We start from the raw sequence: 22497 nt of genomic DNA, 5'->3' as shown, positions 1-22497 counted from the left end.
ATATTAGTCAACCCAGTAATTCGGCGCTTCCTTGGTGATGATGACGTCATGAACATGACTTTCCTTGAGGCCGGCCGCGGTAATCTTGACAAATTTCGATTTTTCACGGAGTTCCAGTATTGTGGTACATCCGACATATCCCATACCGGCCTTGAGTCCGCCGATCAGTTGGAAAACGCTCGCGGCTAAAGAACCGCGGAAAGGCACCCTGCCTTCGATTCCTTCGGGCACGGTTTTCAGGCTGCTTTCAATATCATCCTGATAATATCTGTCCCTGCTGCCCAATTTCATGGCCTCCAGGGAGCCCATGCCGCGGTAAACCTTGTAACTGCGCCCCTGATAAAGAATTGTTTCCCCGGGAGTTTCCTCGGTGCCGGCAAAGAGGCCGCCAATCATGACGGTATGCGCCCCGGCGGCCAGGGCCTTGACAATGTCACCGGAATACTTGATGCCGCCATCGGCAATAACGGGAATGTTGTGCTTTACTGCAACCTTGCAGACCTCCATAATAGCGGTCATCTGTGGCACGCCGACGCCGGCGATTATTCTGGTGGTGCAGATCGAGCCCGGTCCAACGCCAACCTTGATCGCATCTACACCGGCCTCGATAAGGGCTGCCGCTCCCTCGGCGGTAGCCACGTTGCCGGCGATTAACTCGCAATTGGGAAAGGTTGACTTGGTCAGGCGCACGGCCTCTATCACCGCCGCGGAATGTCCATGCGAAGTGTCTATAACAATCACGTCCACACCGGCCGCCATTAAAGCCTCCACACGTTCTTCCCGGTCCAGGATGCCAACGGCGGCCCCTACCCTCAAGCGGCCGAATGAATCCTTGCAGGCGTGGGGATACTTCTTTATTTTCTCAATATCCTTGATGGTAATCAGACCTTTCAAGTTATAATCATCATCTACTACGAGCAGTTTTTCAATCCGGTGCTGATGCAGCAATTTCTTGGACTCCTCCAGAGAGATGGATGAAGAAACGGTTACCAAATTGTCTTTCGTCATCACATTAGCCACCGGCTGCTCCAGATTGGTTTCAAATCGCAGATCCCGGTTGGTCAGGATGCCTACGAGGCGGCTATTCTTCACCACCGGCACCCCGGAAATGTGGTACTTAGTCATCAGTTCCAAGGCGTCGCACACCCGCTGATCCGGACCGATCGTAATCGGATGCACAACCATGCCGCTCTCCGATTTCTTTACCTTATCTACCTCCGTAACCTGCCTGGGAATGCTCATGTTGCGATGGATGATGCCTATACCGCCTTCCTGCGCCAGGCAGATGGCCGTGCCCGATTCCGTAACCGTGTCCATGGCGGCGCTGACGATCGGTATATTGAGGGAGATATTGTTGGTAAGCACCGTACTCGTGTCCACATCCTTCGGCAAGACAGCGGAAGCTGCCGGAACAAGGAGCAGATCGTCAAAAGTCAAGGCCATCTCTACATTATCGTTTAACATGTAAAACACCTCCGATTATCCTATATAATAACGATGACTGTTCAGGCAAATATAATATTTGTCAAGCCCGGCTTCAAACTCGATATGTTCGGCTAACTGATAATAGCTGGACCGGGAAAAGCGGGCCTCCATGCCTATACCGGCCATAATCCCATAAAGGGCATTATCGGCGCCGACGCGCAACGTTGAAGGATCAAGCTCATCCATACTGTCATCAGGCATGTGCAGATTAATGACGTCTTTTCCCTTACCCTCCGTGAAAATACAGGATACGGACTTAACCACATAGGGTGTATCTTCAACATCCACATCAGCCCGGTCCTCCCCTATTTCGATGCGATACCTGCCGTCCGGATCCCGTTTTAAATGTTGATACAGCGATTGCACTATATCTTTCCGGAACATTTCCGCGCCACGGTAATACCAGACGCCTTCTTTATCAATCCTGATATCCGACCTCATATTCACCCTCTGCAAAACCGCTCGCAAACGAAGCCCCTTTCAACGCATTGCATGCTAACAAGAATACTTATTTGCCACAAGTATTTTCTGTGCCGCGGTCAGGACTTATTAAGGAAATCGAGGACGTTTTGGCCTTCATGAAATAGCGGTCGGTACACCAAACCTGAAAAAAGCCATTAAAAAAAGGGCTACTGTTGATGAACTAAGGATAATTGCTATTGAAGAAGGTATGAGGTCGCTTATTATGGACGGCATACAAAAAATCTTCCAAGGGCTAACTGATTTGAGTCAAGTATTAAAGGTGTGTTCTTCACAAACAATTAGCGAGTCATGACCTACGGCAAAGACAGAGGCTTGTTAAGGACATAGCATAATATCTCCTCCCTGGCCGCCGGATTCAGCGACGGACCTTGCGGGCTTCGTCATCTGCCCTGGCCTCAATAGCCACTAATGCCCTTGTGGCAGCTTTGCGCACATTTCCCGGATATTTGTTCAAGAAGAAAAACTTGGGCTGGCTGATTTCTTTTAAAACCGGCAATGCGTTGCCTGATCCGATTTTTCCCAAGACGGTACAGATTTTTTCCTCCAGCTCAATACGGTGGACAGAGGCAACTAATGGCCTCTCCTTGAGAATATCCAGGAGGGCAGGCACTGCTTCGACATATTTTATCGAACCCAGCGACTCGATGATGTTCAGCTTGAATTCATCATCGGCCGTTGGCAATGCCGACATCATCAAAGGACCCCGGTTATTGCCTCCTGTCCGGTGCAGGCTTTTCAATGCCTCCTCGCGGACCCGGCCATTCTTATGAAGCAACAGCGGCTGAAGGACATCAGCAGTGGTCTCCGCGCCAACCTTGCCCATCAGATAGGCCAGATTCCGCACATAATACCATGGTTCATCGCCCTGGAGCCGCTCACGGATAACCGGCACCGCCATCAGGCCGATGTCGGCGATAACCTGTAATATCCGCACCCGTTTGTTGCTGTCTTCATTTTCCCGCAGGATATCCAATAAGCGATTGAGGGGGATCTCCTCCAGACGCACGAGTACCAGTCCGGCTTCGAACTGCTTGTTCTGCCTGTTATTTTCAAATTCGTCAAAAAGGATGGTAAGCAGTTCTCCTGAGGCCAGCTCCCTGATTATGTCGCCAGCAATGGTATTTATAGTGTCATTCTTATCCAGCAGACCGTAGTGGATACGATTAAAGACTTCCAGAATCGGAATGGCCTCGGTAAAACTCCCCCGAAGAATTAAATCCTGCGAGAGGTCCTTAAGCCAGGAGCAGATTTTCCGATAGGCCAAGGAGGCGGTCATTTCCCGTCTGATCCATTCTACGAGGGCCCCGGAATTTCTCTCGATATGCGCCAACTGCCCTTCCGCAGTAAAGGGGGCTGTAACTTCGACAAGCGCAATCGCCGCCTCATTGCGCACATTCTGGGCGTCGCTGGCAAGTCCGCGCACGATCCTTTCGACAAGGTCATCCGCCAGGCGCTGCTCCCCAACATCCAGAATCCTGGTAACGATACCTGGCAAGGACGTCATCCACTCGCTTTGCAAGAACTGGTCGTCACTGCCTTTAATTATCTGCTGAACCTGCTCATGGAGTATAATTTTCTCCCGCTCCTGCTCAGTAAGTTCCGCCAATTGGCGGGCAGCAACTTTACGTTGCATCTCCCCGCCTTTTTCCGTAGTCAACAGGCGTTGATAAGCATCATCCCTGGATTGCCGGTCAGCGCTGCCCACCAAGCTATGTTCCTGATCAGTAACCTGCATCTGCAGGGCCACCTGTTCTATTTTCTCATCACTCAACTGGTCAATGACCTGCTGAAACAGTCCCCCGCCGAAAATACGATCCATATCCTGGCTCAGGATCTGGCTGATCATTTCCGGATCCAGGTCCGCAATTGACTTGGCGATCAGACGGCAGATTTTTTCCTGGTCCAGAAGGCTGGTAACTTTATCCAGGACAGCGAACAGGCGCATCATGCTTTGCGTCAGCAGATTGCTGCTCACTACCCCCTGATCCTTCATGATCTGCTTCATCCCGGATTGAAAAATGTTCGATACCCAAGCGTCGTCCTGGACCATCCCCCGGATTTTCTCGATATCAAAATCCTCGTCAGGGTAGGCCTCCGCCATATACTTGACTATCTCGTCATCTTTGATGTCAAGACTGGCCAGCAGCTGATTATCCTGATCCTTGGCAATATATACTTTCTGGTTCAGTATTATATGGGTAACCTGTTTCTCCGCTAATGCCGCCTGGAGGGCGTCGCCCTGGTTTCCACTCACGGGCGGTTGCACTATAAGCCCCAGAAAAGCGATAAGCTCTTCCCGGCTCATCCCTTTTTGAAACGTGATACTCTTGAGGGAGAAATTGATCAGCAAGTCCACGAAGGAAACAACCTGCAGCAGTACCTGTTCTTTGGGGGGCAGAGCTTCACCGCCGACAAGGAGTTGTTTTTCCGCTTCGGCAAAATCCAGCGACGTCTCTTGGGCGAAAATATCCAGGAATACCTCTTGCAGCTTGTCAATGGTATTAACGACAATGGCACTGGAAGGGGGGTAAAGACGCAGATTCTTGGTGGCTTTGTTAATAATGACGATAGCCTCCGCTACTCTTGGCTGGATATCCTGATTCATGATTGCTCCCTCCGGTCAACGGGTCCACACTTTGATATGCTTTATAGCTGCACACTCGTCTCGCGAGATATGTCATAAAAGCACAGGGAAATCAATTGTTATGTGGTCTTCCCGGATATTTGATATAAGGTAGTCAGCTCTCGCAGGAGCGAAAAGAATGTAATATATTGTAATTATTGTAGTATAGCTTTACATGCACTGGACACGCAACCACATGCAACCCAAGCGCAACCAGACAAAAAAAGAACTTAGAGAATGTGTCTAAGTCCTTGATTCTATATGGAGGCGGCAATGAGACTTGAACTCATGAATAACGGTTTTGCAGACCGCTGCCTTAGCCACTTGGCTATGCCGCCGGTTATATTTGGAGCGGGCGAACGGATTTGAACCGTCGACGTCCACCTTGGCAAGGTGGCACTCTACCACTGAGTTACGCCCGCTCGGATTTACGGCGCGAACTATAACAAATAAAACCAATTTGTCAACAGGAATTTATCTTTTATTGGAGTGGCGGTAGAACGTCAGCATATAGTCTATACCGGAGTGGATTGTCAGCCATAGGGCGACGTAAAGAACAACCATCCCGACGACATGGGCACTGGCCCCGAGGAAAGGATAGTGGATGATAAGGGCCGACAGGGCGAAAATCTGGCACAGTGTCTTGCGCTTTCCGAGCTTGCTGGCAGCAATGATCAGGCCTTCAGAAGTGGCAATGGTTCTGATTCCGTCTATGATGAAATCCCTGATGATAATGATGGCAACGATCCAGGCCGGGATGCGCCCGATCGGTATCATGAGGATCATTGCCGTATTAACGATAATCTTGTCAGCGATGGGATCCAGAAACTTACCGATATTGGTGACAATATGATACCTTCTGGCTAAATACCCGTCTAGCAGGTCGGTCAGGGCCGCCATAATGAACAGGACGGCGATGATAAGACTCCAAATGCGATCAGGGTCGAAAAGCAGAAAAAAAAGCACCGGGATGATGCATATCCTGAGGATAGTCACGGCGTTGGGCAAGTTTATAACCACGGTTCCCTGGTCCGTGGGAGTTGCCATCCGGTCAAAATATTTTTTCATGTAGTCTATCATAAAAAAGCGGGCCCTTTTCCCGCTCAAACGGGAACTTTTTTCCAATCGGCCAGAAATGCCTCAATGCCCTTATCCGTCAAGGGGTGATTGGCTAACTGGGTGATAACCTTGAAGGGGATGGTTGCCACATGAGCGCCCATCATGGCGGCATCCAGGACATGACGCGGATGCCTGACGCTGGCCACGATAACCTCGGTCTCCAGATTGTAATTTTCAAAAATTGTCAGGATTTGTTCCACGAGTTCCATGCCGTCATGGGCAATGTCATCCAGCCTTCCCACAAAAGGGCTTACGTAGGCGGCGCCGGCCTTGGCGGCCATCAGGGCCTGCAGGGGAGAAAAAATCAAGGTCTGGTTCACGGCAATGCCGGTCGCGGCAAATATCTTGGTGGCCTTCAGGCCTTCCATGGTCATGGGCACTTTCACGACGACATTGCTTCCCAGGGCAGCCAGCTTTTTTCCCTCTTCAACCATGCCCTCCGTTTCCAGGCTGATTACTTCCAGACTGACGGGTCCGCTGACGACGGCCAGGATTTCTTTGATCACGGCCTCAAAACTCTTATTTTCTCTCGCTATCAGCGAAGGGTTGGTGGTAACGCCATCAACCATACCCAGGTTTATACCATCTTTGATTTCCTTGATATTGGCCGTATCAATAAAAAACTTCATGTGACCTCCAGTCATCTTGGTTAGGTTCTATTTTCCTGTATTGCCTTAAATTCTTCCAGACACTTTTTGCTGCAAAAGTAAACGTCTTTGCCCTCTACAGAAGTTTTTAAGGCATTGCTGAGCGGGATATAAGTGTGACAGTGAGGGTCTTCTACCAGGTCCTCACCGCTTGCCCCCCGCCCCGGCTGCCCGGGCACATGCCGCTGCTGATTGCCTTTCGTTGCGAACAATCCCTTAAGGAACTTGTAGGCAAGGTAAGTCAAGAGCATGATAATAATAAAACGCATTAAATTACCATCTTTTCTTCATTAACTCTTTCTACTTTGCTTTTGTCGGCCAATCTTTCCATCAGCCCGGCCACCGAGACGCCGAAAGCCGGGTGAATTGCGTAAGGAGCAATCTCGTAAAGCGGCCCCAGCACGAAGCGCCGCTTGTGCAGTTCAGGGTGAGGTACAGTCAGGATATCGGTTTGAATGACTTCCTGGCCATAAAGCAGTACGTCCAGATCAATAATTCTTGGCCCCCATTTGACACGTTTCTGCCGCCCCATCCGCCCCTCAATCGCCTGTAGTTCCTGCATTAGCTCTTGGACTGCAAGCGACGTTCTTATTTCGATGACGGCATTAATAAACCACTCCTGTTCTACAAAGCCCACCGGCTCGGTTCGATAAAAAGAGGAGCAGCGCAATACTTGCGACCCCTTGATTATCTTGAGATATTCAATTGCTTCCCGGCAACGGTCCAGAGGCTTCCCCATATTGGAGCCCAAGCCTATAAAACTTATGATGCCGCTTGCCGATTGGGTCAATTATGTCTCTCGTAATCCCAACACATCCTGCATATCGTAGAGGCCTGGTTTCTGTCCCACTACCCACTTCGCAGCGCGGATGGCCCCCTGAGCAAAATTATCTCGACTATGGGCGCGGTGGATGAATTCCAGTCTTTCCCCATTGCCGCCAAACATCACCGTGTGATCGCCAACTATGTCGCCGGCCCTCAGGGTCTGGACGCCGATCTCGGTCTTCGATCTTGGCCCGATAATGCCATGACGGCTAAACACACCAACTTTATCCAGGTCGCGCCCCAGGCTGGCAGCAACAATTTCGGCCATCTTCATGGCGGTGCCGCTGGGCGCATCTTTTTTTAAATGGTGATGGGCTTCCATGATTTCCACATCATAGTCGTCGCCAAGAATACCGGCTACATAGGCCAGAACCTTAAACATTACATTAACGCCGACGCTCATGTTCGGCGATAATACGCATGATGCACGGCGGGCAAATTCCGACGCTTTTTTCAGCTCGTCAGCAGTAAATCCCGTACTGCCGATCACCATAGCCCGGCTATGAGCCGCAGCAATTTCCAGATGGCACAGGGACGCCTCGTGGGATGTAAAATCAATCACAACATCGCCATGGGGGATACAGACCTGCAAATCGGTTGAAATTGACACGCCGATGCGGCCCAGGCCGAGATTCTCGCCCGCGTCTTTGCCGGCTGCTGGGTGGCCCGGTTGCTCCACCGCCCCCACCAGCTCTATACCATCGGTGGCATGAATAAGAGAAATTATTCTCCCGCCCATCTTACCACCGGCGCCCGTTACAATGGCTCTCAGCATAATATTACCCATCCTTAACCGTTGCTCTTAAGCAGTCCATAAGCCGTCAATATATTGCGTAATTTATCTTCATTAGTTTGTGACAGCCGGCAGAGTGGCAGCCTGAATTCATAATCAATCAACCCCATCATGGCCAGCGCCGCCTTTACCGGGATGGGGTTTGTTTCGATAAAAAGAGCATCCATGAGCGGAAGCATCCGATAATGCATCTTGCGCGCCTTGGCCATATCACCTGCCTGATAGGCGTCAATCATACCTGCCATATCGGCCGGCGCCACGTTTGCGAACACTGAAATCACGCCGCTGCCGCCCATCGCCAGGACAGGCAGCGCCACCGCATCATCACCGGACAAGACGCTGAAATCATCGGGACACAAATGGATCACATCCATGATTTGTTTAAGTGAACCGGAGGCTTCCTTAATGCCCACGATGTTCGGCACGCTCGCCAGGCGCAAGACCGTTTCCGGCAGAAGATTACCGCCTGTGCGACCAGGGACGTTATAGAGGATGACGGGGATAGGGACCTCTGCGGCAATGGCCTGAAAATGCTGGTAGAGCCCCTCCTGCGTTGGTTTGTTATAGTAGGGGGTAACCATTAATACCCCATCGGCGCCGGCTTCATGGGCATGTCTCGTCAGTCTCAGCGCCTCCGCAGTGCTGTTGGAACCGGTCCCGGCAATCACCGGTACGCGTTTCCTCACCGCCTCAATGGTAATTTCGATGACCCGGTCGTGTTCTTCATGCGACAGCGTGGCCGATTCGCCGGTTGTCCCGCAGGGCACAATGCCGTCCGTGCCATTACTGATCTGCATTTCAATCAACGCCCGCAGCGCCTCTTCATCCACCCTGCCCTTCTTGAATGGCGTCACTAACGCGACAATTGCTCCCTTGAACATATAACCTCCTTGAACTGTATTATTTAACTAAATAAATCCGGCGATTCTTCCCCCCGGACAAGGTCGGTATAATCTTCCCGTTTGCGGATGATGAAATACCGGTCGTTTTTTACCAGTACTTCAGCGACCCGGGGCCGGGAATTATAATTTGAAGACATGCTAAAGCCATAGGCGCCAGCGCTCATCACGGCCATTAGTTCACCGCGTTCAAACCTCGGCAGCAGCCGTCCTTTCGTAAGAAAATCGCCGGATTCGCAAATCGGACCGACGACATCGGCCACTGCTTCTTCGGCACTCCTTTTCCTTACGGGCCTGATATCGTGATAGGAATTGTAAAGGCTCGGGCGCACGAGGTCGTTCATCCCGGCGTCAACGATAATAAAATTCTTCTCGATATTCTCTTTGGTGTAAAGCACCTTGGTCACCATTATCCCCGCGTTGCCTACGATAACACGGCCCGGCTCAAAAATAAATGTGCAATCCAATTCATTTTTTACGGCCATCAGGGCCTTGGCATAGTCGGACGGATGGGGCGGTTCTTCCCGATTATAACGAATCCCGAGGCCGCCACCTAAATCAATGTATTTAATGGCAATACCTTCAGCCTGCAGCAGGCGGAGCAGTTTCTTTACTTCGCCGAAGGCATCCAAAAAAGGGGACAGTTTGGTAATCTGGGAGCCGATATGACAACTAATGCCTTTTATTTCCAGGTTCTCGCAAGTTGAGGCCCACAGATACTGTTTTAAGGCGACCTCCACATCAATCCCGAATTTATTTTCCTTAAGTCCCGTGGATATGTGCGGATGGGTCTGGGCATCAACATCCGGATTGACCCGTAAGGCAATCCCCGCTCTTTTCTTCAGTCTTCCCGCACAGGCATTGATAACCTCCAGTTCCTGAGCTGATTCTACATTAAACATCAGGATGTTGCTACGCAAGGCCAATTCTATCTCTTCAGTTTTCTTCCCGACGCCGGAGTAAACAATTTTGCGCGGATCTACGCCGGCCAGCAGCGCGCGGTAGAGTTCGCCTCCCGAGACGATATCTACGCCGCCCCCTAAATGCGCAAATATCTTTAAAATGGCCATGTTGGAGTTAGCCTTGGCCGCAAAACAAACTAAATGAGGTATATCGGCGAACGACTCGTCAAAAACCTTAAAGTGATGGTTTAGTGTTCGGTAACTGTAAAGATAAAAAGGGGTGCCGACTTCTTCCGCAACCTTTGCCAGCGGCACATCTTCACACCAGAGGTCTTCATTCACATAGTGAAAATAATCCATGTTCAGTCCTTTTTCCGGAAGCTCTTTTCTGGCATATTTGATTCATCTCTGCAATAGTCTAGACAATCGCTCTTCTGCTCGACTCGTAACGTCATATCAGTTTTGGCCGACGAATTTACATTAGCCGGAGGGATAGGATCGCCAATCTTGCCGCAACTTGACAATGAAATCGTAAAAAATAATGAAATAACCGGAACAGAGCATAAAATAAGATGCTTAAAGCTTGGAGGCATTCAATTTCCCTTGACCACGTTTAGAAAGGCCATTTATCCTTTTGCGCACGGCCTGTAAAGAGGTGCCTCCCGTGATGTTCCGAACATTAACGGCGCTTTCCACGGTCAGGCATCGGTAGATATCTTCCTGAAATTCCGGCTGGAAGCTGCGAAACTCCTCCATCGTCAATGCTTCCATTACCTTCTTTTTCTTGAGGCAGTAGGCTACTAATTTTCCGACTACCGCGTGGGCCGACCGAAAAGGCACACCCTTCTTAACGAGATATTCCGCCACATCGGTCGCCGTGGAAAACCCGCCTGATGCGTCTGCGTGCATTTTTTCCCGATTGAAGGTCAGGCTGGGGAGCATGGAATTGAGAATTTGGAGACAGGCCTTGACCGTATCAACGGTATCGAAAAATGGCTCCTTGTCTTCCTGAAGATCCCTGTTGTAGGTCATGGGCAGACCCTTCAGCAGCGTTAACAAGGTCATCAAATGGCCGTAAACACGTGCGGTCTTCCCACGCAACAGCTCGGCCACGTCGGGATTTTTCTTCTGGGGCATGATGCTGCTGCCGGTAGTAAACGCATCGTCAATTTCCACAAAACGAAACTCGTCCGTTGACCACAGGATCATGTCTTCAGCAAAGCGGCTCAAATGCATCATGATCACGGCGGCGGCGGCAATGAACTCAATGATGAAGTCGCGATCCGAGACGGCATCCATGCTGTTTTGAGAAATTGCCGGGAAATTCAGCAGGCTGGCCGTATATTTCCGGTCAATGGGCAGACCTGTTCCGGCCAGGGCGGCAGAGCCTAAAGGCATAACATTAATGCGCTGCCGGCTGTCGGTAAGGCGCGCTTCATCCCGGTTCAGCATTTCCCAGTAGGCCAGCAGATAATGGGCCAGCAACACCGGCTGCGCCTTTTGCAGATGCGTATAGCCCGGCATGATCGTCTGAATCTCCTGTTGGGCAAGCATCAAAAAGGTGTGCTTCAATTCCCTCAGCAAGCCGATTACTTGATCATTTTCATCTCTCAGGTAGAGGCGCATATCGAGGGCCACCTGGTCATTTCTGCTGCGGCCGGTATGCAGTTTGCCGCCGGTCTCGCCGATCCTGTCAATCAGGGCCTTTTCAATCGCCATGTGGATGTCTTCATCGCCGGCCTGGAAGATAAAATGGCCCTTTTCCAAGTCTTGCCGGATATCTTTCAAGGCACGGTTGATAGCATCACCCTCGCTGCGGGAGATAATGCCCTGCCTGGCCAGCATCGTGGCATGGGCGATACTCCCCTCGATATCATGGCGATACAGACGTTTATCGAATTGGATGGAGGCCGTGAACGTTTCCACTTGCTTGTCGGTCTGCTTGCCAAAACGTCCGCCCCACGGTTTTTCCTGCTTTTTCATAAACCTGCCTACTCTTATTCCTTCGCCCGCCCGCCTGCGCCCAGGGCCTGAATTCTTAAGCGCAGGGCGTTTAGCTTGATAAATCCTGTCGCGTCCTTCTGATCGTAAACCTTGTCCGTATCGAAGGTGGCAAAATCTTCACGATAGAGGGAATGAGGCGATTTTCTGCCCACTACCACGCAATTGCCCTTATACAACTTTAAGCGCACTGTGCCTGTGACATTTTCCTGCGTTTTATCAATGAAATTCTGCAATAAGTTCATCTCCGGCGCATACCAGAATCCATTGTAGGCAAGCTGGGCGTATTTGGGGATTAGTCCGTCCCGCATAAACATGACCTCTCTGTCCATGGTGATGGATTCGAGAGCCCGATGGGCGATCCAGAGAACCGTGCCGCCCGGCGTTTCATAAACTCCGCGCGATTTCATCCCGACGAAACGATTTTCCACCATATCAATCCTGCCGATGCCGTTTGCTCCGGCGATGGCATTTACACGATCAAGGAGCGCGGCCGGGCTGAACTGCTCACCCGTCAGAGACACTGGATTACCCTGGAAAAAGTCAACCTCCAGATAAACCGGTTTATCGGGTGCCGCCTCCGGTGCCACGGTGGTAATAAACATGTTTTCCTGCGGTTCAGCCCACGGATCTTCCAGGATACCGCCCTCATGGGAAATATGCAGCAGATTCCGGTCGCTGCTGTAGGGCTTGCTTTTAGTCGTCGTCAGGGGAATATTATGCTGCTTTGCATAATCAATCATCCCGTCACGGGAAGTGAATTTCCAGTTGTCATCTCTCCAGGGGGCAATGATCTTTATATAGGGATTGAGCGCCAGGTAGGTAAGCTCGAATCGGACCTGATCATTGCCCTTCCCGGTCGCCCCGTGGGAGACGGCATCAGCGCCCTCCCGGGCCGCAATCTCGATCTGCCTTTTGGCGATGAGCGGCCTGGCCAAGGAAGTGCCGAGCAGGTAGGTGCCTTCATAGACCGCATTGGCGCGCAGGGCGGGAAATACGAAATCCCGGACAAATTCTTCCTGCAGATTCTCAATATAGATTTTGCTGGCCCCTGTAGCCATCGCCTTGTCTTCGAGCCCATCGAGTTCCTCTTTCTGACCGACGTCGGCGACAAAAGCTATTACTTCGCAACCATATGTTTCTACAAGCCATTTCAAAATCACCGATGTGTCCAGACCACCGGAATAGGCCAACACCACTTTTTTTATTTCTCTTGTCACGATGTCAATAACCTCCATCCTTAAGCAATATTTCCAGAATAGCCTTCTGCACGTGCAGGCGGTTTTCCGCCTGGTCTATAATTACGGAATGCTCGCCGTCAATTACCTCGGCGGTAATTTCCTCTCCCCGGTGCGCCGGCAGGCAGTGCATGATGATGACATCCTTCCGGGCGTGAGAAATTAAGTTCTGATTAACCTGGAAGGTTTGAAAAGCCCGGGCCCTGGCCTCTCGCTCCTCTTCCTGACCCATGCTGGCCCAGACGTCCGTGTAGATGACATCGGCATCTTCCACAGCGGCAAGAGGATCACGATAGAGAGTGATTCTTCCGGCTGCCTCATCCATTCCCCGCTTCAATATGGCCTGATCAGGATCATATCCCTCCGGACAGGCCAGGGATAAATAAAAAGGCAGGCGCACGACGGCATTTATCCAGGAGTTGGCAATGTTGTTGCCATCCCCGATGTAGGCAATTTTCATCCCTTCATAGCCGCCTCTTTTTTCGATCAGGGTAAAAAGATCGCTCAATACCTGACAGGGGTGGAGCAGATCCGTCAAGCCGTTGATAACCGGTATGGTGGCAAAGGAGGCAAATTCTTCGATAGTCTTGTGATCATAAGTCCTGATCATAACCCCGTTTAAATATCTCGACATAATCCGGGCGGTGTCGGCAATAGCCTCGCCGCGGCCGAGCTGGGTATCGCGACTGCTTAAAAATATGGGCAGTCCGCCTAATTGGTACATCCCGACTTCAAAAGAAATCCTCGTCCGCGTCGAAGCTTTATCGAAAATCATGCCCAGGGTCATGCCTTGCAGGGGCAGGTAAGCCTCCCTCTTTTTCAGAAGATCCTTGAGCCGGGCCGCCTGGGAAAAAATATTGTCAATCTCTCGCCGTCCCAGATCATAAATGCTTAAAAGATTGCTCATATCTTGTGCATGACCTCGTCCAATATTCCAACCGCCTGGTCAATATCACCGGCACTGATGATGAGAGGGGGTACAAAGCGGAGGATGTTGCCGTTCGTGCAGTTGATTAAGAGCCCCTTTTTAAGACATTTCAAGACAATTTCTTCTCCGGGGCCGTGCAGCTCCATCGCCACCATTAGTCCCCTGCCCCGGATGGCCTTAATTGCACTATACTTCCGCATGAGCCCGGCTAATTGATCCAGAAAATAAGCACCCATAGCACGGCAATTTTCCAGAATCCCCTCCTGAAAAAGTGTCTCCACCACCGCACATGCCGCCGCCATGGCCAGCGGATTGCCCCCGAATGTCGAGGCATGGCTGCCCGGGACAAAGGCCGCAGCAACCTTGTCCGTGGTCAGCATCGCCCCGACCGGAAACCCGTTTCCCAAGGCCTTGGCCATGGTAAGAATATCCGGTTTGATGCCGGTCTGTTCGTAGGCAAAAAAGCGTCCCGTACGTCCCATCCCGGTCTGTACCTCGTCCAGAATCATCAGGAGACCATGGCGATCGCAGATGTCCCTTACCCCCCGCAGGTAATCTGCGGAGGGTATGATAACGCCACCTTCTCCCTGAATGGGTTCCAGCAGCACACCGCACGTCTTGTCGCCAATCGCCGCTTCCAGGGCGGCTAAATCATCATAGGGCACAAAGCGGAATCCTTCCGGCAAAGGCTCAAAACCCTTGTGAAATTTTTCCTGCCCCGTGGCCGCAACGGTGGCTAGGGTGCGGCCGTGAAAAGAGTTGCGCATGCAGATTAACTCAAATTTGTTACCGTCCAAATTTTCATGGGCGAATTTTCTGGCTAATTTGATGGCCGCTTCGTTCGCTTCGGCGCCGCTATTGCAGAAAAACACCCGCTCGGCAAAGGAGTTATCCACCAAAAGCTTGGCCAGACGGATCTGCGGTTCTATGTAATAGAGGTTGGATACATGGGTAAGGTTCCCAACCTGCTTGATAATGGCTTCAATGACGCGCGGATGGGAATGACCAAGGTTGCAAACGGCAATGCCCGCCACGAGGTCGAGATATTCCTTTCCCGTACTGTCCCATACCCTGGTTCCCAGGCCCTTGACCAGAACGATGGGGAATCTCTTGTAAGTTCCCATGATAACCAGGTCTGCCTGCTTAATCGTCTCTTCTGTCGGCATTTGTCTGTGACCTCTTGACTTAGCTTATGTATGTCTAAACAATTTCCGTGCCGATGCCCTGATCAGTAAACATTTCGAGCATGACGGCGTGCTTCAGACGACCATCAATGATATGCGTCTTCCTTACCCCGCCCTTGAGCGCCTTGAGACAGCATTTAACCTTGGGATACATACCGCCGGTGATGACGCCGGAGCGGATCATTTCTTCGGCAGCGTCATTGTTCAAGGTGTTGATAAGCTCCCTCTGCACGTCGAGTACGCCGGCAACGTCCGTCAGCAGGATCAATTTTTCTGCTTTCAGGGCAGCGGCTATTGCACCGGCTACCAAGTCGGCGTTGATGTTATATGTTTCACCCTGCTCACCGACGCCCGTAGGAGCAATAACCGGGATAAATCCTTCCTTTTCCAGGGTCAGGATCAATTCGGCATTGATTTTTTTAACCTTACCGACCAGTCCCAGATCAATTATCTCCGGCGGCGTGTCTTTGGCTTTTTCAGCGCTTAAATAATATTTTTCGGCTTGTGTCAACTGGCCGTCTTTTCCGGAAAGACCGATCGCCTTCCCGCCATGACGGTTGATGAGCCCTGTAATTTCTTTGTTCACCTTGCCGACCAGAACCATCTCTACGATGTCCATTGTCTCCTCATCCGTCACCCGCATGCCTTGCACAAATCGGGAATCCTTGCCCATTTTTTTGAGATAAGCGCCGATTTGCGGGCCGCCCCCGTGCACCACCACGGGATTAATGCCGATGTATTTCATCATGACAATATCACGGGCGAAGAGATCCTTAAGCTCCTGGTCAATCATGGCATGACCGCCATATTTAATGACGATAGTCTTATTGTAAAACCGGCGGATATAGGGCAGCGCTTCGAGCAGAATATCCGCCCGCGCCATGGATTCTTTTAAATCATTCATGATCTACTCCGATACTACAAAATGTAACGGCTCAAGTCTTCATCTTCCACAATGTCGTCCAGACGGTCTTTCACATACTGGGCGTCAATGACAACATTCTTCTCGGTCAGATCCGGGGCATCAAAGGAAACTTCGTCGAGCAGCGTTTCCATGATCGTGTAAAGCCTGCGGGCGCCGATATTTTCCGTTCTTTCGTTAACTACGGCCGCCACTTCCGCAATTTCGGCAATGGCCGCCTCATTGATGACGATCGTGACCCCTTCCGTGGCCATCATCTCCGTATACTGTTTGATCAGCGCATTACGGGGCTCCGTCAGGATGCGGATGAATTCCTCTTTGCCGAGCGAGTCCAACTCGACCCGGATCGGGAAGCGGCCCTGCAGTTCCGGAATCAGGTCGGAAGGTTTGGAAGCGGTAAAAGCCCCGGCGGCAATAAAAAGTATATGGTCTGTTTTAACCATCCCATAGCGGGTATTGACATTTGATCCTTCTACGATTGGCAATAAATCCCGTTGCACGCCCTCACGCGAAACATCGGGACCGTGCGCCGAGTCGCTGGCCACGATCTTATCAATCTCATCCAGAAAGATAATGCCGGATTGCTCCACCTTTTCGATGGCTGTTTTCGTCACCTTTTCCATGTCCACGAGTTTCTGTGCTTCTTCCTGGGCCAATATTTCCAGCGCCTCAGGTACTTTCAGTCGTCTTGCTTTTTTCTTTTGGGGAAAGATATTGCCAAACATCTCCTTGATGTTGAGACCCATATCCTCCACGCCGGAGGAAGTAAATATCTCGATCATGGGACTCGCGCGCACCTCGGCAACTTCCAATTCCACAAAGCGATTGTCGAGCTTGCCATTGTGGAGAAGATTACGCAGTTTCTCGCGCGTGTTATCGGTGGGCAGCGTTTCTTCCGGAGGCTCATCTCCTCCTTCCGGGCCATCCATCAATTCTTCAACTTTCCTCTCTACGGGGTGGGGGGGCAAAAGTACATCAAGCAGGCGTTCCTCGGCTATTTCGGCGGCCCGGGCCTTTACATTTTCCTGCTCCTCCAACTTGATCATGTTAACAGCCTGTTCGACCAGGTCACGAATCATGGATTCCACGTCCCGGCCAACATAGCCGACTTCCGTGAACTTCGAGGCTTCTATTTTTAAAAACGGCGCATTGTCGAGCTTTGCCAGCCGGCGCGCAATTTCGGTCTTGCCGACGCCGGTGGGACCGATCATGATGATGTTTTTGGGCGATATTTCTTCGGCCAGTTCCTTGACCACGTTCTGGCGTCGCCAACGGTTTCTCAAGGCGATGGCTACCGCCCGCTTGGCTTCCCCCTGACCGATAATATGCTTATCCAGTCTCTCCACAATCTCACGGGGGGTCAATCCATTTTCCGACATAATAACTCCTCAACTGACGGCAGCCAGTAATATTCAGACTGTTACATCAAGCTCTTCAATGGTTATCTGGTCATTCGTAAAAATACATATTTCCGCTGCAATCTTCAGAGCTTCAGTAGCTATATCCGCCGCCGCCAGATCGGAATGTCTGACTAAGGCGCGGGCCGCCGCCAAGGCATAAGGACCGCCCGAGCCGATGGCCATAACTTCGTCGTCCGATTCGATGACATCGCCGCTGCCGGAGATAATCAAAAAAGCATCCTTGCTGACGGCGATCATCAAGGCCTCCAGATGCCTCAATACCCGGTCGGTGCGCCAGTCTTTGGTAAGCTCAACCGCGGCTCGGACCAGATTGCCGTTATACTGTTCCAATTTCTGATCAAAACGCTCAAAAAGGGTAAAGGCATCGGCCGTAGCGCCGGCAAAGCCGACAACTACCTCGTTATGATAAAGTCTCCGCACCTTCCGGGCATGATGTTTCATGACCGTGGTGTCCATCGTTACCTGGCCGTCTCCGGCCACTACTACCTTGCCCTTATGACGGATAGCCAGAATCGTTGTCCCGCGTATCTTCATTGCTTGCTGCTCCTTTAGCCTTGGGATGGGCCTTATCGTAAACCTCCATCAACCGGCTGATACTGACAGCGGTGTATTTTTGAGTTGTGGAAAGGCTTTCATGCCCCAGCAGTTCCTGGATTGCCCGCAGGTCGGCGCCGGCATCCATCATGTGCGTGGCAAAAGAATGCCTTAAGGCATGCGGGCTGATCTTGCGATTGATCCCGCTGCGTACGATGCTCTGATCAACCACTCTCGCCACGCTCCTGGCTGTTAATCGTTTACCGGAGATATTAAGAAAAAGCGGGTTGTCTCGGCCGCCGATTACTCTATTTTTTGACATTTCGCCGCGTCTCTTTAAATAGCCCTGTATGGCCGTCATCGCCGGTCCACCCACTGGAACAATCCGTTCCTTCCTACCTTTACCGCGAATTTTTATCAAGCCCTGAGCATAATTTATATCTTCGGTGTTTAATCCGGCCAGCTCGCTCAGACGAATGCCGGTGGAATAAAACAGTTCCATGATCGCCCTTTCCCTAAGACCCAAGGGCGTGTCTTTAAAAGGAACACTCAAAACCGCGATCACTTCATCTACAGACAGGATGCCTGGTATATGTTTTTCCGGCGTGGGAGACTGCACAAGTTGGGCCGGATTAACATTTATTCGCCCTTCACGCAAAATATATTTAAAGAAGGCTCTCAGGGCTGCCAATTTTCGGCCAATGGAGACCCTTTTCAACTTGACCAGGTAGAGCGACCGCATGAAGCCACGGATCATCATCTGATCCACATCGGCGCTCCGCGGGCAAATGTCGGCCGCCGCTTTACCGGTGGTTTTCAGATAAGCGAGGAACTGTTTGAGATCGGCAACGTACCCCTGCCTGGTATGAAGAGAAAGATTTCTCTCTATTTCCAGGTGGATGGCAAAATCAATAATGTCCTTTTCCATTAAATGCTACATCTTGTATTTTCCGAAATCGTCCGGAGAGAGATTTTCCAGAAACTCCTTTAACTGTTCCTTCTTGATGTTGTCAATATCGGTTATTTTGGTGCCAAAATCTATGTCCCGTGACATATTGATGACCTTGTCATCTACGTAGATAGGCGCATTAGACCGCAAAGCAATGGCGATGGCATCGCTCGGGCGGGCATCAACGATGACGTTGCCATTGCCATGCAGCAGACAAATATTAGCGAAAAAGGTATTATTCTTCAGATCACTTATTTCGACCCGCGTTACCCTAATTGAGAGTGACCGCAGTATTTCCGTGATCAGATCGTGAGTCATGGGACGGGAAAAAGCAATTTTTTCCAATTCCGTAGCAATGGCGCTGGCTTCAAAAATGCCGATCCAGATCGGGATCACTTTTTTCTCTTCCAGATCTTTCAGAATCACGATGGGGGTGTTGGTAATAGGATCAATTGTCAAGCCGGATACCTTGACCTCTATGAGCATCGTTCTATCTCCCTTTCTTGCAGCAGTTCTCCATGCAGCGAATGCTGGTAGGCATGGGTAATAAAAACAGGAAGCGTTTTGCCAACCAGTTCTGAGCCACCTGCAAAGTTTACGATCTTGTTGGTCCGGGTACGCCCCATTACCTCGCCTGCCGAGCCCTTACTGCGCTTTTCCACCAGTACATCCAATATCTTGCCCAGCATTGACCGATTTTTAGCCAGGGTATGCTGTTCCTGAAGCAGCTGTAACGACTTTAATCTGGCACTTTTGACCCGTTCGCTGACCTTATTGTCAAACTTCGCGGCGGCGGTCCCTTCCCGCTCTGAATATTTAAAGGAAAAAAGATTATCAAACCTGATTTTATCAAGCAAGTCAATGGTTTCTGCAAAATCGGCATCGGTTTCGCCCGGGAAGCCGACAATAACATCGGACGTAATACTGATATCCGGGCAAGCGGCCCTCAGGGCAGCCACTTTTTGCAGATAGTCTGCCTTGGTATAACGCCGGTTCATATCCCGCAATACCTTATCGGAACCGGACTGTACCGGCAGATGGATATGCTCGCAAAGGATATCAACCTCCTCAAAACAGCGAATCAGTTCCGGCGAGATGTCTTTAGGGTGCGAGGTGGTAAATCTGATCCTTTCAATGCCTCCTACTGCGGCTATGGTCCTTAGCAATGAGGCAAAATCCGCCTTGATACGCAGGGTCTGGCCATAAGAGTTGACATTCTGCCCCAACAGGATTACTTCTTTGACTCCCTGCGCCGCAAGATTTTCCACTTCCCGGACGATATCAGCAAACTCCCGGCTCTCTTCCGGCCCTCGTAAATAGGGGACCACACAATAAGCGCAAAAATTATTGCAGCCCTGCATAATCGAGACATAAGCGCTACTCCGGCCAGTCACCGTCCGGGAAAGCCTGCCACCGAACCTGCCTTCCACGCCGAAAGCCGTATCTGTTATGTGCCGGGAATATTTTTGCACCCTCTTGATAAGTTCGGGAACGTTCTGAATATTGTGCGTTCCGAAAACAATGTCCAGGCAAGGGGCCTTCTTAAAGAACTTTTCTCCCCACTGTTGGGCGAGGCAACCACCAACAGCGATGATGATATCCGGATTCGAAAGCTTATAATCTTTAAAACGCCCGAGTCGGCTATATACTTTTTGAGCGGCCTTCTCTCTGATGCTGCACGTGTTCAGGATAATCACGTCTGCTTTCTGGGCCTGGCCGGTGGCTTCGTATCCCGCACTTGCCAGCAAAGCGGCGATTTGTTCCGAGTCATTAACGTTCATCTGGCAGCCGAACGTTTGAATATAATATTTCTTTTCCAAGCCTTGCCGTTACCCTGTTTACTTCGTGCCGACCTTTGCTTCCATCTTGGCCAACTGTTTTCTCGTTTCCTCCATGATGAATTTTACCTTGTAATCAAGACCAAGATTGACATAGTTTTTCGATAAGTTCTCGAAACGCAGCATGGCGGCTTTATATTGCTTCATTTTAAAATATATTTCACCGACGTAATATTCATGTTCGGCAAGTCTGGTTTTGCATTCCCTGACCTTTTTTTCCGCCAGAAAGGAAAATTTGCTGGTGGGAAAACGGGCGATCAACTTTTCAAATTCTTTCAAGGCCTTCCATGTCTCGGACTGATCCCGGTCAATGCTTAACAACTGTTTATAGTGGCAGATCCCGATTTGATACATAACATAGGAAAGATCCTCATTAGTGGGGTGGAGATTTACAAAGTCATTGTAGGCGATTTCCGCGAAGGCATATTCTTCCATGCTGAAATGCGAGTCGGCGATACCCAATTCGGCCCGCAGCGCGAGCTCATGGAGAGGATATTCTTCTTTCAGCCTTTGAAAATTTTCTATGGCCTTTTCGTAACGGCCTTTCTGGTAATCAGCGTATCCCCGCTTATACAGGGCTTCCGGATTATTCTCGGTAGTATCCTTACTTTTCCACAAGGCACACCCTGAAATAAAGAGCAGCAAGGCCGCAATCAGAAATAACTTTTTTGTCTGCACAGGTATTCCCTTTCCCGAAAATGGGATAAGTGCGTTAACGAAATCGTATTCTGCAAAAATACGCAGAATACGATTTCTAACTTACTAATATAGTGATCAAAGTGCCTTATTAATTAATTCTTCCAGGCGTTCTTTGGGCACCAGGCCGATGATGGTATCAAATATCTTGCCGTCCTTGAACAGGATAAGCGTGGGGATGCTTCTTACCCCATAGGCTGATGCCGCCTTCTGACTCTCATCCACATTTATCTTGGCGATCACGGCGCGATCTTTATAAGTATTGGAAATCTCTTCGACGAGAGGTCCAATGGCCTTGCATGGTCCGCACCAGGGAGCCCAGAAGTCAACCAGAACAGGCTTGTCAGATTTGCTTATCTGTTCCTCATAATTGGTGTCATTTAAATGTACTAAAAACTCGCTCTTGGCCATAAATGCCTCCTAATTCTGATAAGCATAGCTATGTCACATAGTAACAAAAGATGTCAAATGCAATTCGTCGCTGCGCCGCCGGGCTCGCTCCTATTTTGATACCAGCGCCCCCATGCCTTTTTCCTTAAGCCTGGCCTGGGCCGCCGCGAGTCTGGCGATAGGCACCCGATAAGGAGAACAGCTTACATAGTTTAATCCGGCCTTGTGACAGAACTCAACACTCGCCGGATCTCCGCCGTGTTCACCGCAGATGCCAACTTTAAGGGACGGTCGCGTGCTACGTCCCTTTTCAATTCCCATTTTGACCAGATAACCGACTCCTTCTTCGTCCAGAGTCTGGAAGGGATCGTTATCCAGGATATTATTGTCCCGGTAGTAATTGATGAATTTACCAGCATCATCACGACTGAAGCCGTAGGTGGTCTGGGTGAGATCGTTCGTGCCAAAGGAGAAGAACTCGGCCTCTTTAGCGATCTGATCGGCAATAACGGCAGCTCGGGGAAGCTCGATCATCGTTCCGATTAGATATTCAATCGTGACGCCTTTCTTTTTCATAACCTCTGCGGCCGTCGCCACGATGAGTTCCCTCTGGTTCGTAA

General features: G+C 50.6%; 23 protein-coding genes and 2 tRNA genes. All 25 read right to left on the bottom strand.

Annotated features, from left to right (window positions below; genetic code table 11):
• Window positions 1–3 precede the first annotated feature (3 nt).
• Complete coding sequence (gene guaB, locus NT140_02430) at window positions 4–1464, bottom strand: IMP dehydrogenase (GenBank protein MCX5830741.1); 1461 nt, start codon at window positions 1462–1464, stop codon at window positions 4–6.
• A 15-nt stretch (window positions 1465–1479) separates the two neighbouring features.
• Window positions 1480–1926: a DUF1285 domain-containing protein gene (locus NT140_02425; GenBank protein MCX5830740.1), complete on the bottom strand. Its 447-nt coding sequence runs from the start codon at window positions 1924–1926 to the stop codon at window positions 1480–1482.
• A gap of 397 nt (window positions 1927–2323) precedes the next feature.
• Window positions 2324–4573, bottom strand: a complete 2250-nt coding sequence (locus tag NT140_02420; protein ID MCX5830739.1) for a HEAT repeat domain-containing protein — start codon at window positions 4571–4573, stop codon at window positions 2324–2326.
• Window positions 4574–4853: 280 nt separating this feature from the next.
• A tRNA-Cys gene (locus tag NT140_02415) sits at window positions 4854–4929 on the bottom strand.
• 9 nt (window positions 4930–4938) lie between these two features.
• Window positions 4939–5013: transfer RNA gene (locus tag NT140_02410), tRNA-Gly, on the bottom strand.
• 52 nt (window positions 5014–5065) lie between these two features.
• A complete protein-coding gene (gene pgsA / locus NT140_02405) occupies window positions 5066–5659 on the bottom strand; it encodes a CDP-diacylglycerol--glycerol-3-phosphate 3-phosphatidyltransferase (protein ID MCX5830738.1) in 594 nt (197 codons plus the stop codon).
• A 35-nt stretch (window positions 5660–5694) separates the two neighbouring features.
• On the bottom strand, window positions 5695–6339 hold the full coding sequence (fsa, locus tag NT140_02400) for a fructose-6-phosphate aldolase (protein ID MCX5830737.1): 645 nt from the start codon (window positions 6337–6339) through the stop codon (window positions 5695–5697).
• A gap of 20 nt (window positions 6340–6359) precedes the next feature.
• The gene (locus tag NT140_02395) at window positions 6360–6626 is read right to left on the bottom strand and encodes a YHS domain-containing protein (GenBank protein MCX5830736.1); all 267 of its coding nucleotides are present in this window, start codon (window positions 6624–6626) and stop codon (window positions 6360–6362) included.
• On the bottom strand, window positions 6626–7147 hold the full coding sequence (gene folK, locus NT140_02390) for a 2-amino-4-hydroxy-6-hydroxymethyldihydropteridine diphosphokinase (GenBank protein ID MCX5830735.1): 522 nt from the start codon (window positions 7145–7147) through the stop codon (window positions 6626–6628). Before folK ends, NT140_02395 begins: the two co-directional genes overlap by 1 nt.
• Complete coding sequence (gene dapB, locus NT140_02385; protein ID MCX5830734.1) at window positions 7148–7957, bottom strand: 4-hydroxy-tetrahydrodipicolinate reductase; 810 nt, start codon at window positions 7955–7957, stop codon at window positions 7148–7150.
• A gap of 14 nt (window positions 7958–7971) precedes the next feature.
• On the bottom strand, window positions 7972–8856 hold the full coding sequence (gene dapA / locus NT140_02380; protein ID MCX5830733.1) for a 4-hydroxy-tetrahydrodipicolinate synthase: 885 nt from the start codon (window positions 8854–8856) through the stop codon (window positions 7972–7974).
• A gap of 23 nt (window positions 8857–8879) precedes the next feature.
• A complete protein-coding gene (gene lysA, locus NT140_02375; GenBank protein MCX5830732.1) occupies window positions 8880–10136 on the bottom strand; it encodes a diaminopimelate decarboxylase in 1257 nt (418 codons plus the stop codon).
• A 216-nt stretch (window positions 10137–10352) separates the two neighbouring features.
• The gene (gene argH / locus NT140_02370) at window positions 10353–11759 is read right to left on the bottom strand and encodes an argininosuccinate lyase (GenBank protein MCX5830731.1); all 1407 of its coding nucleotides are present in this window, start codon (window positions 11757–11759) and stop codon (window positions 10353–10355) included.
• A 14-nt stretch (window positions 11760–11773) separates the two neighbouring features.
• Window positions 11774–12997 carry an argininosuccinate synthase gene (locus tag NT140_02365; protein MCX5830730.1) on the bottom strand — a complete coding sequence of 408 codons (1224 nt, stop codon included), beginning with the start codon at window positions 12995–12997 and terminating at the stop codon, window positions 11774–11776.
• Between the two features lie 4 nt (window positions 12998–13001).
• On the bottom strand, window positions 13002–13922 hold the full coding sequence (gene argF, locus NT140_02360; protein ID MCX5830729.1) for an ornithine carbamoyltransferase: 921 nt from the start codon (window positions 13920–13922) through the stop codon (window positions 13002–13004).
• Entirely contained in the window at window positions 13919–15109 is a 1191-nt protein-coding gene (locus NT140_02355) for an acetylornithine transaminase (protein MCX5830728.1), read from the bottom strand. Before NT140_02355 ends, argF begins: the two co-directional genes overlap by 4 nt.
• Window positions 15110–15143: 34 nt before the next feature.
• The gene (argB, locus tag NT140_02350; protein ID MCX5830727.1) at window positions 15144–16031 is read right to left on the bottom strand and encodes an acetylglutamate kinase; all 888 of its coding nucleotides are present in this window, start codon (window positions 16029–16031) and stop codon (window positions 15144–15146) included.
• Between the two features lie 14 nt (window positions 16032–16045).
• The gene (gene hslU, locus NT140_02345; GenBank protein ID MCX5830726.1) at window positions 16046–17428 is read right to left on the bottom strand and encodes an ATP-dependent protease ATPase subunit HslU; all 1383 of its coding nucleotides are present in this window, start codon (window positions 17426–17428) and stop codon (window positions 16046–16048) included.
• 33 nt (window positions 17429–17461) lie between these two features.
• Window positions 17462–18004: an ATP-dependent protease subunit HslV gene (gene hslV / locus NT140_02340; GenBank protein ID MCX5830725.1), complete on the bottom strand. Its 543-nt coding sequence runs from the start codon at window positions 18002–18004 to the stop codon at window positions 17462–17464.
• Window positions 17964–18932 (bottom strand): tyrosine recombinase XerC, encoded by a 969-nt coding sequence (locus NT140_02335; protein ID MCX5830724.1) that lies wholly within the window; start codon window positions 18930–18932, stop codon window positions 17964–17966. The genes hslV and NT140_02335 overlap by 41 nt, the downstream gene beginning before the upstream one ends.
• A gap of 6 nt (window positions 18933–18938) precedes the next feature.
• Entirely contained in the window at window positions 18939–19439 is a 501-nt protein-coding gene (locus NT140_02330; protein MCX5830723.1) for a bifunctional nuclease family protein, read from the bottom strand.
• Window positions 19430–20773 (bottom strand): tRNA (N6-isopentenyl adenosine(37)-C2)-methylthiotransferase MiaB, encoded by a 1344-nt coding sequence (miaB, locus tag NT140_02325; GenBank protein ID MCX5830722.1) that lies wholly within the window; start codon window positions 20771–20773, stop codon window positions 19430–19432. Before miaB ends, NT140_02330 begins: the two co-directional genes overlap by 10 nt.
• Window positions 20774–20791: 18 nt before the next feature.
• Entirely contained in the window at window positions 20792–21469 is a 678-nt protein-coding gene (locus NT140_02320; GenBank protein MCX5830721.1) for an outer membrane protein assembly factor BamD, read from the bottom strand.
• A gap of 96 nt (window positions 21470–21565) precedes the next feature.
• Entirely contained in the window at window positions 21566–21898 is a 333-nt protein-coding gene (gene trxA / locus NT140_02315) for a thioredoxin (protein MCX5830720.1), read from the bottom strand.
• A 90-nt stretch (window positions 21899–21988) separates the two neighbouring features.
• Window positions 21989–22497, bottom strand: a 509-nt coding sequence (locus NT140_02310) for a pyruvate, phosphate dikinase (GenBank protein ID MCX5830719.1), incomplete at its 5' end; no start/stop codon positions are given.

It is taken from the genome of Deltaproteobacteria bacterium, from assembly GCA_026388415.1.
Lineage (GTDB): Bacteria > Desulfobacterota > Syntrophia > Syntrophales > JACQWR01 > JAPLJV01.
The sequence above is the reverse complement of the archived record's forward strand: the minus strand, read 5'-3'. Positions and strand labels throughout refer to the sequence as shown.

What these genes read in the sequence shown, in the direction of transcription:
- guaB (MCX5830741.1), bottom strand. Translation starts at nt 1,464, where the DNA reads ATGTTAAACGATAATGTAGAGATGGCCTTGACTTTTGACGATCTGCTC.
- NT140_02425 (MCX5830740.1), bottom strand. Translation starts at nt 1,926, where the DNA reads ATGAGGTCGGATATCAGGATTGATAAAGAAGGCGTCTGGTATTACCGT.
- NT140_02420 (MCX5830739.1), bottom strand. Translation starts at nt 4,573, where the DNA reads ATGAATCAGGATATCCAGCCAAGAGTAGCGGAGGCTATCGTCATTATT.
- pgsA (MCX5830738.1), bottom strand. Translation starts at nt 5,659, where the DNA reads ATGAAAAAATATTTTGACCGGATGGCAACTCCCACGGACCAGGGAACC.
- fsa (MCX5830737.1), bottom strand. Translation starts at nt 6,339, where the DNA reads ATGAAGTTTTTTATTGATACGGCCAATATCAAGGAAATCAAAGATGGT.
- NT140_02395 (MCX5830736.1), bottom strand. Translation starts at nt 6,626, where the DNA reads ATGCGTTTTATTATTATCATGCTCTTGACTTACCTTGCCTACAAGTTC.
- dapB (MCX5830734.1), bottom strand. Translation starts at nt 7,957, where the DNA reads ATGCTGAGAGCCATTGTAACGGGCGCCGGTGGTAAGATGGGCGGGAGA.
- dapA (MCX5830733.1), bottom strand. Translation starts at nt 8,856, where the DNA reads ATGTTCAAGGGAGCAATTGTCGCGTTAGTGACGCCATTCAAGAAGGGC.
- lysA (MCX5830732.1), bottom strand. Translation starts at nt 10,136, where the DNA reads ATGGATTATTTTCACTATGTGAATGAAGACCTCTGGTGTGAAGATGTG.
- argH (MCX5830731.1), bottom strand. Translation starts at nt 11,759, where the DNA reads ATGAAAAAGCAGGAAAAACCGTGGGGCGGACGTTTTGGCAAGCAGACC.
- argF (MCX5830729.1), bottom strand. Translation starts at nt 13,922, where the DNA reads ATGAGCAATCTTTTAAGCATTTATGATCTGGGACGGCGAGAGATTGAC.
- NT140_02355 (MCX5830728.1), bottom strand. Translation starts at nt 15,109, where the DNA reads ATGCCGACAGAAGAGACGATTAAGCAGGCAGACCTGGTTATCATGGGA.
- argB (MCX5830727.1), bottom strand. Translation starts at nt 16,031, where the DNA reads ATGAATGATTTAAAAGAATCCATGGCGCGGGCGGATATTCTGCTCGAA.
- hslU (MCX5830726.1), bottom strand. Translation starts at nt 17,428, where the DNA reads ATGTCGGAAAATGGATTGACCCCCCGTGAGATTGTGGAGAGACTGGAT.
- hslV (MCX5830725.1), bottom strand. Translation starts at nt 18,004, where the DNA reads ATGAAGATACGCGGGACAACGATTCTGGCTATCCGTCATAAGGGCAAG.
- NT140_02335 (MCX5830724.1), bottom strand. Translation starts at nt 18,932, where the DNA reads ATGGAAAAGGACATTATTGATTTTGCCATCCACCTGGAAATAGAGAGA.
- NT140_02330 (MCX5830723.1), bottom strand. Translation starts at nt 19,439, where the DNA reads ATGCTCATAGAGGTCAAGGTATCCGGCTTGACAATTGATCCTATTACC.
- trxA (MCX5830720.1), bottom strand. Translation starts at nt 21,898, where the DNA reads ATGGCCAAGAGCGAGTTTTTAGTACATTTAAATGACACCAATTATGAG.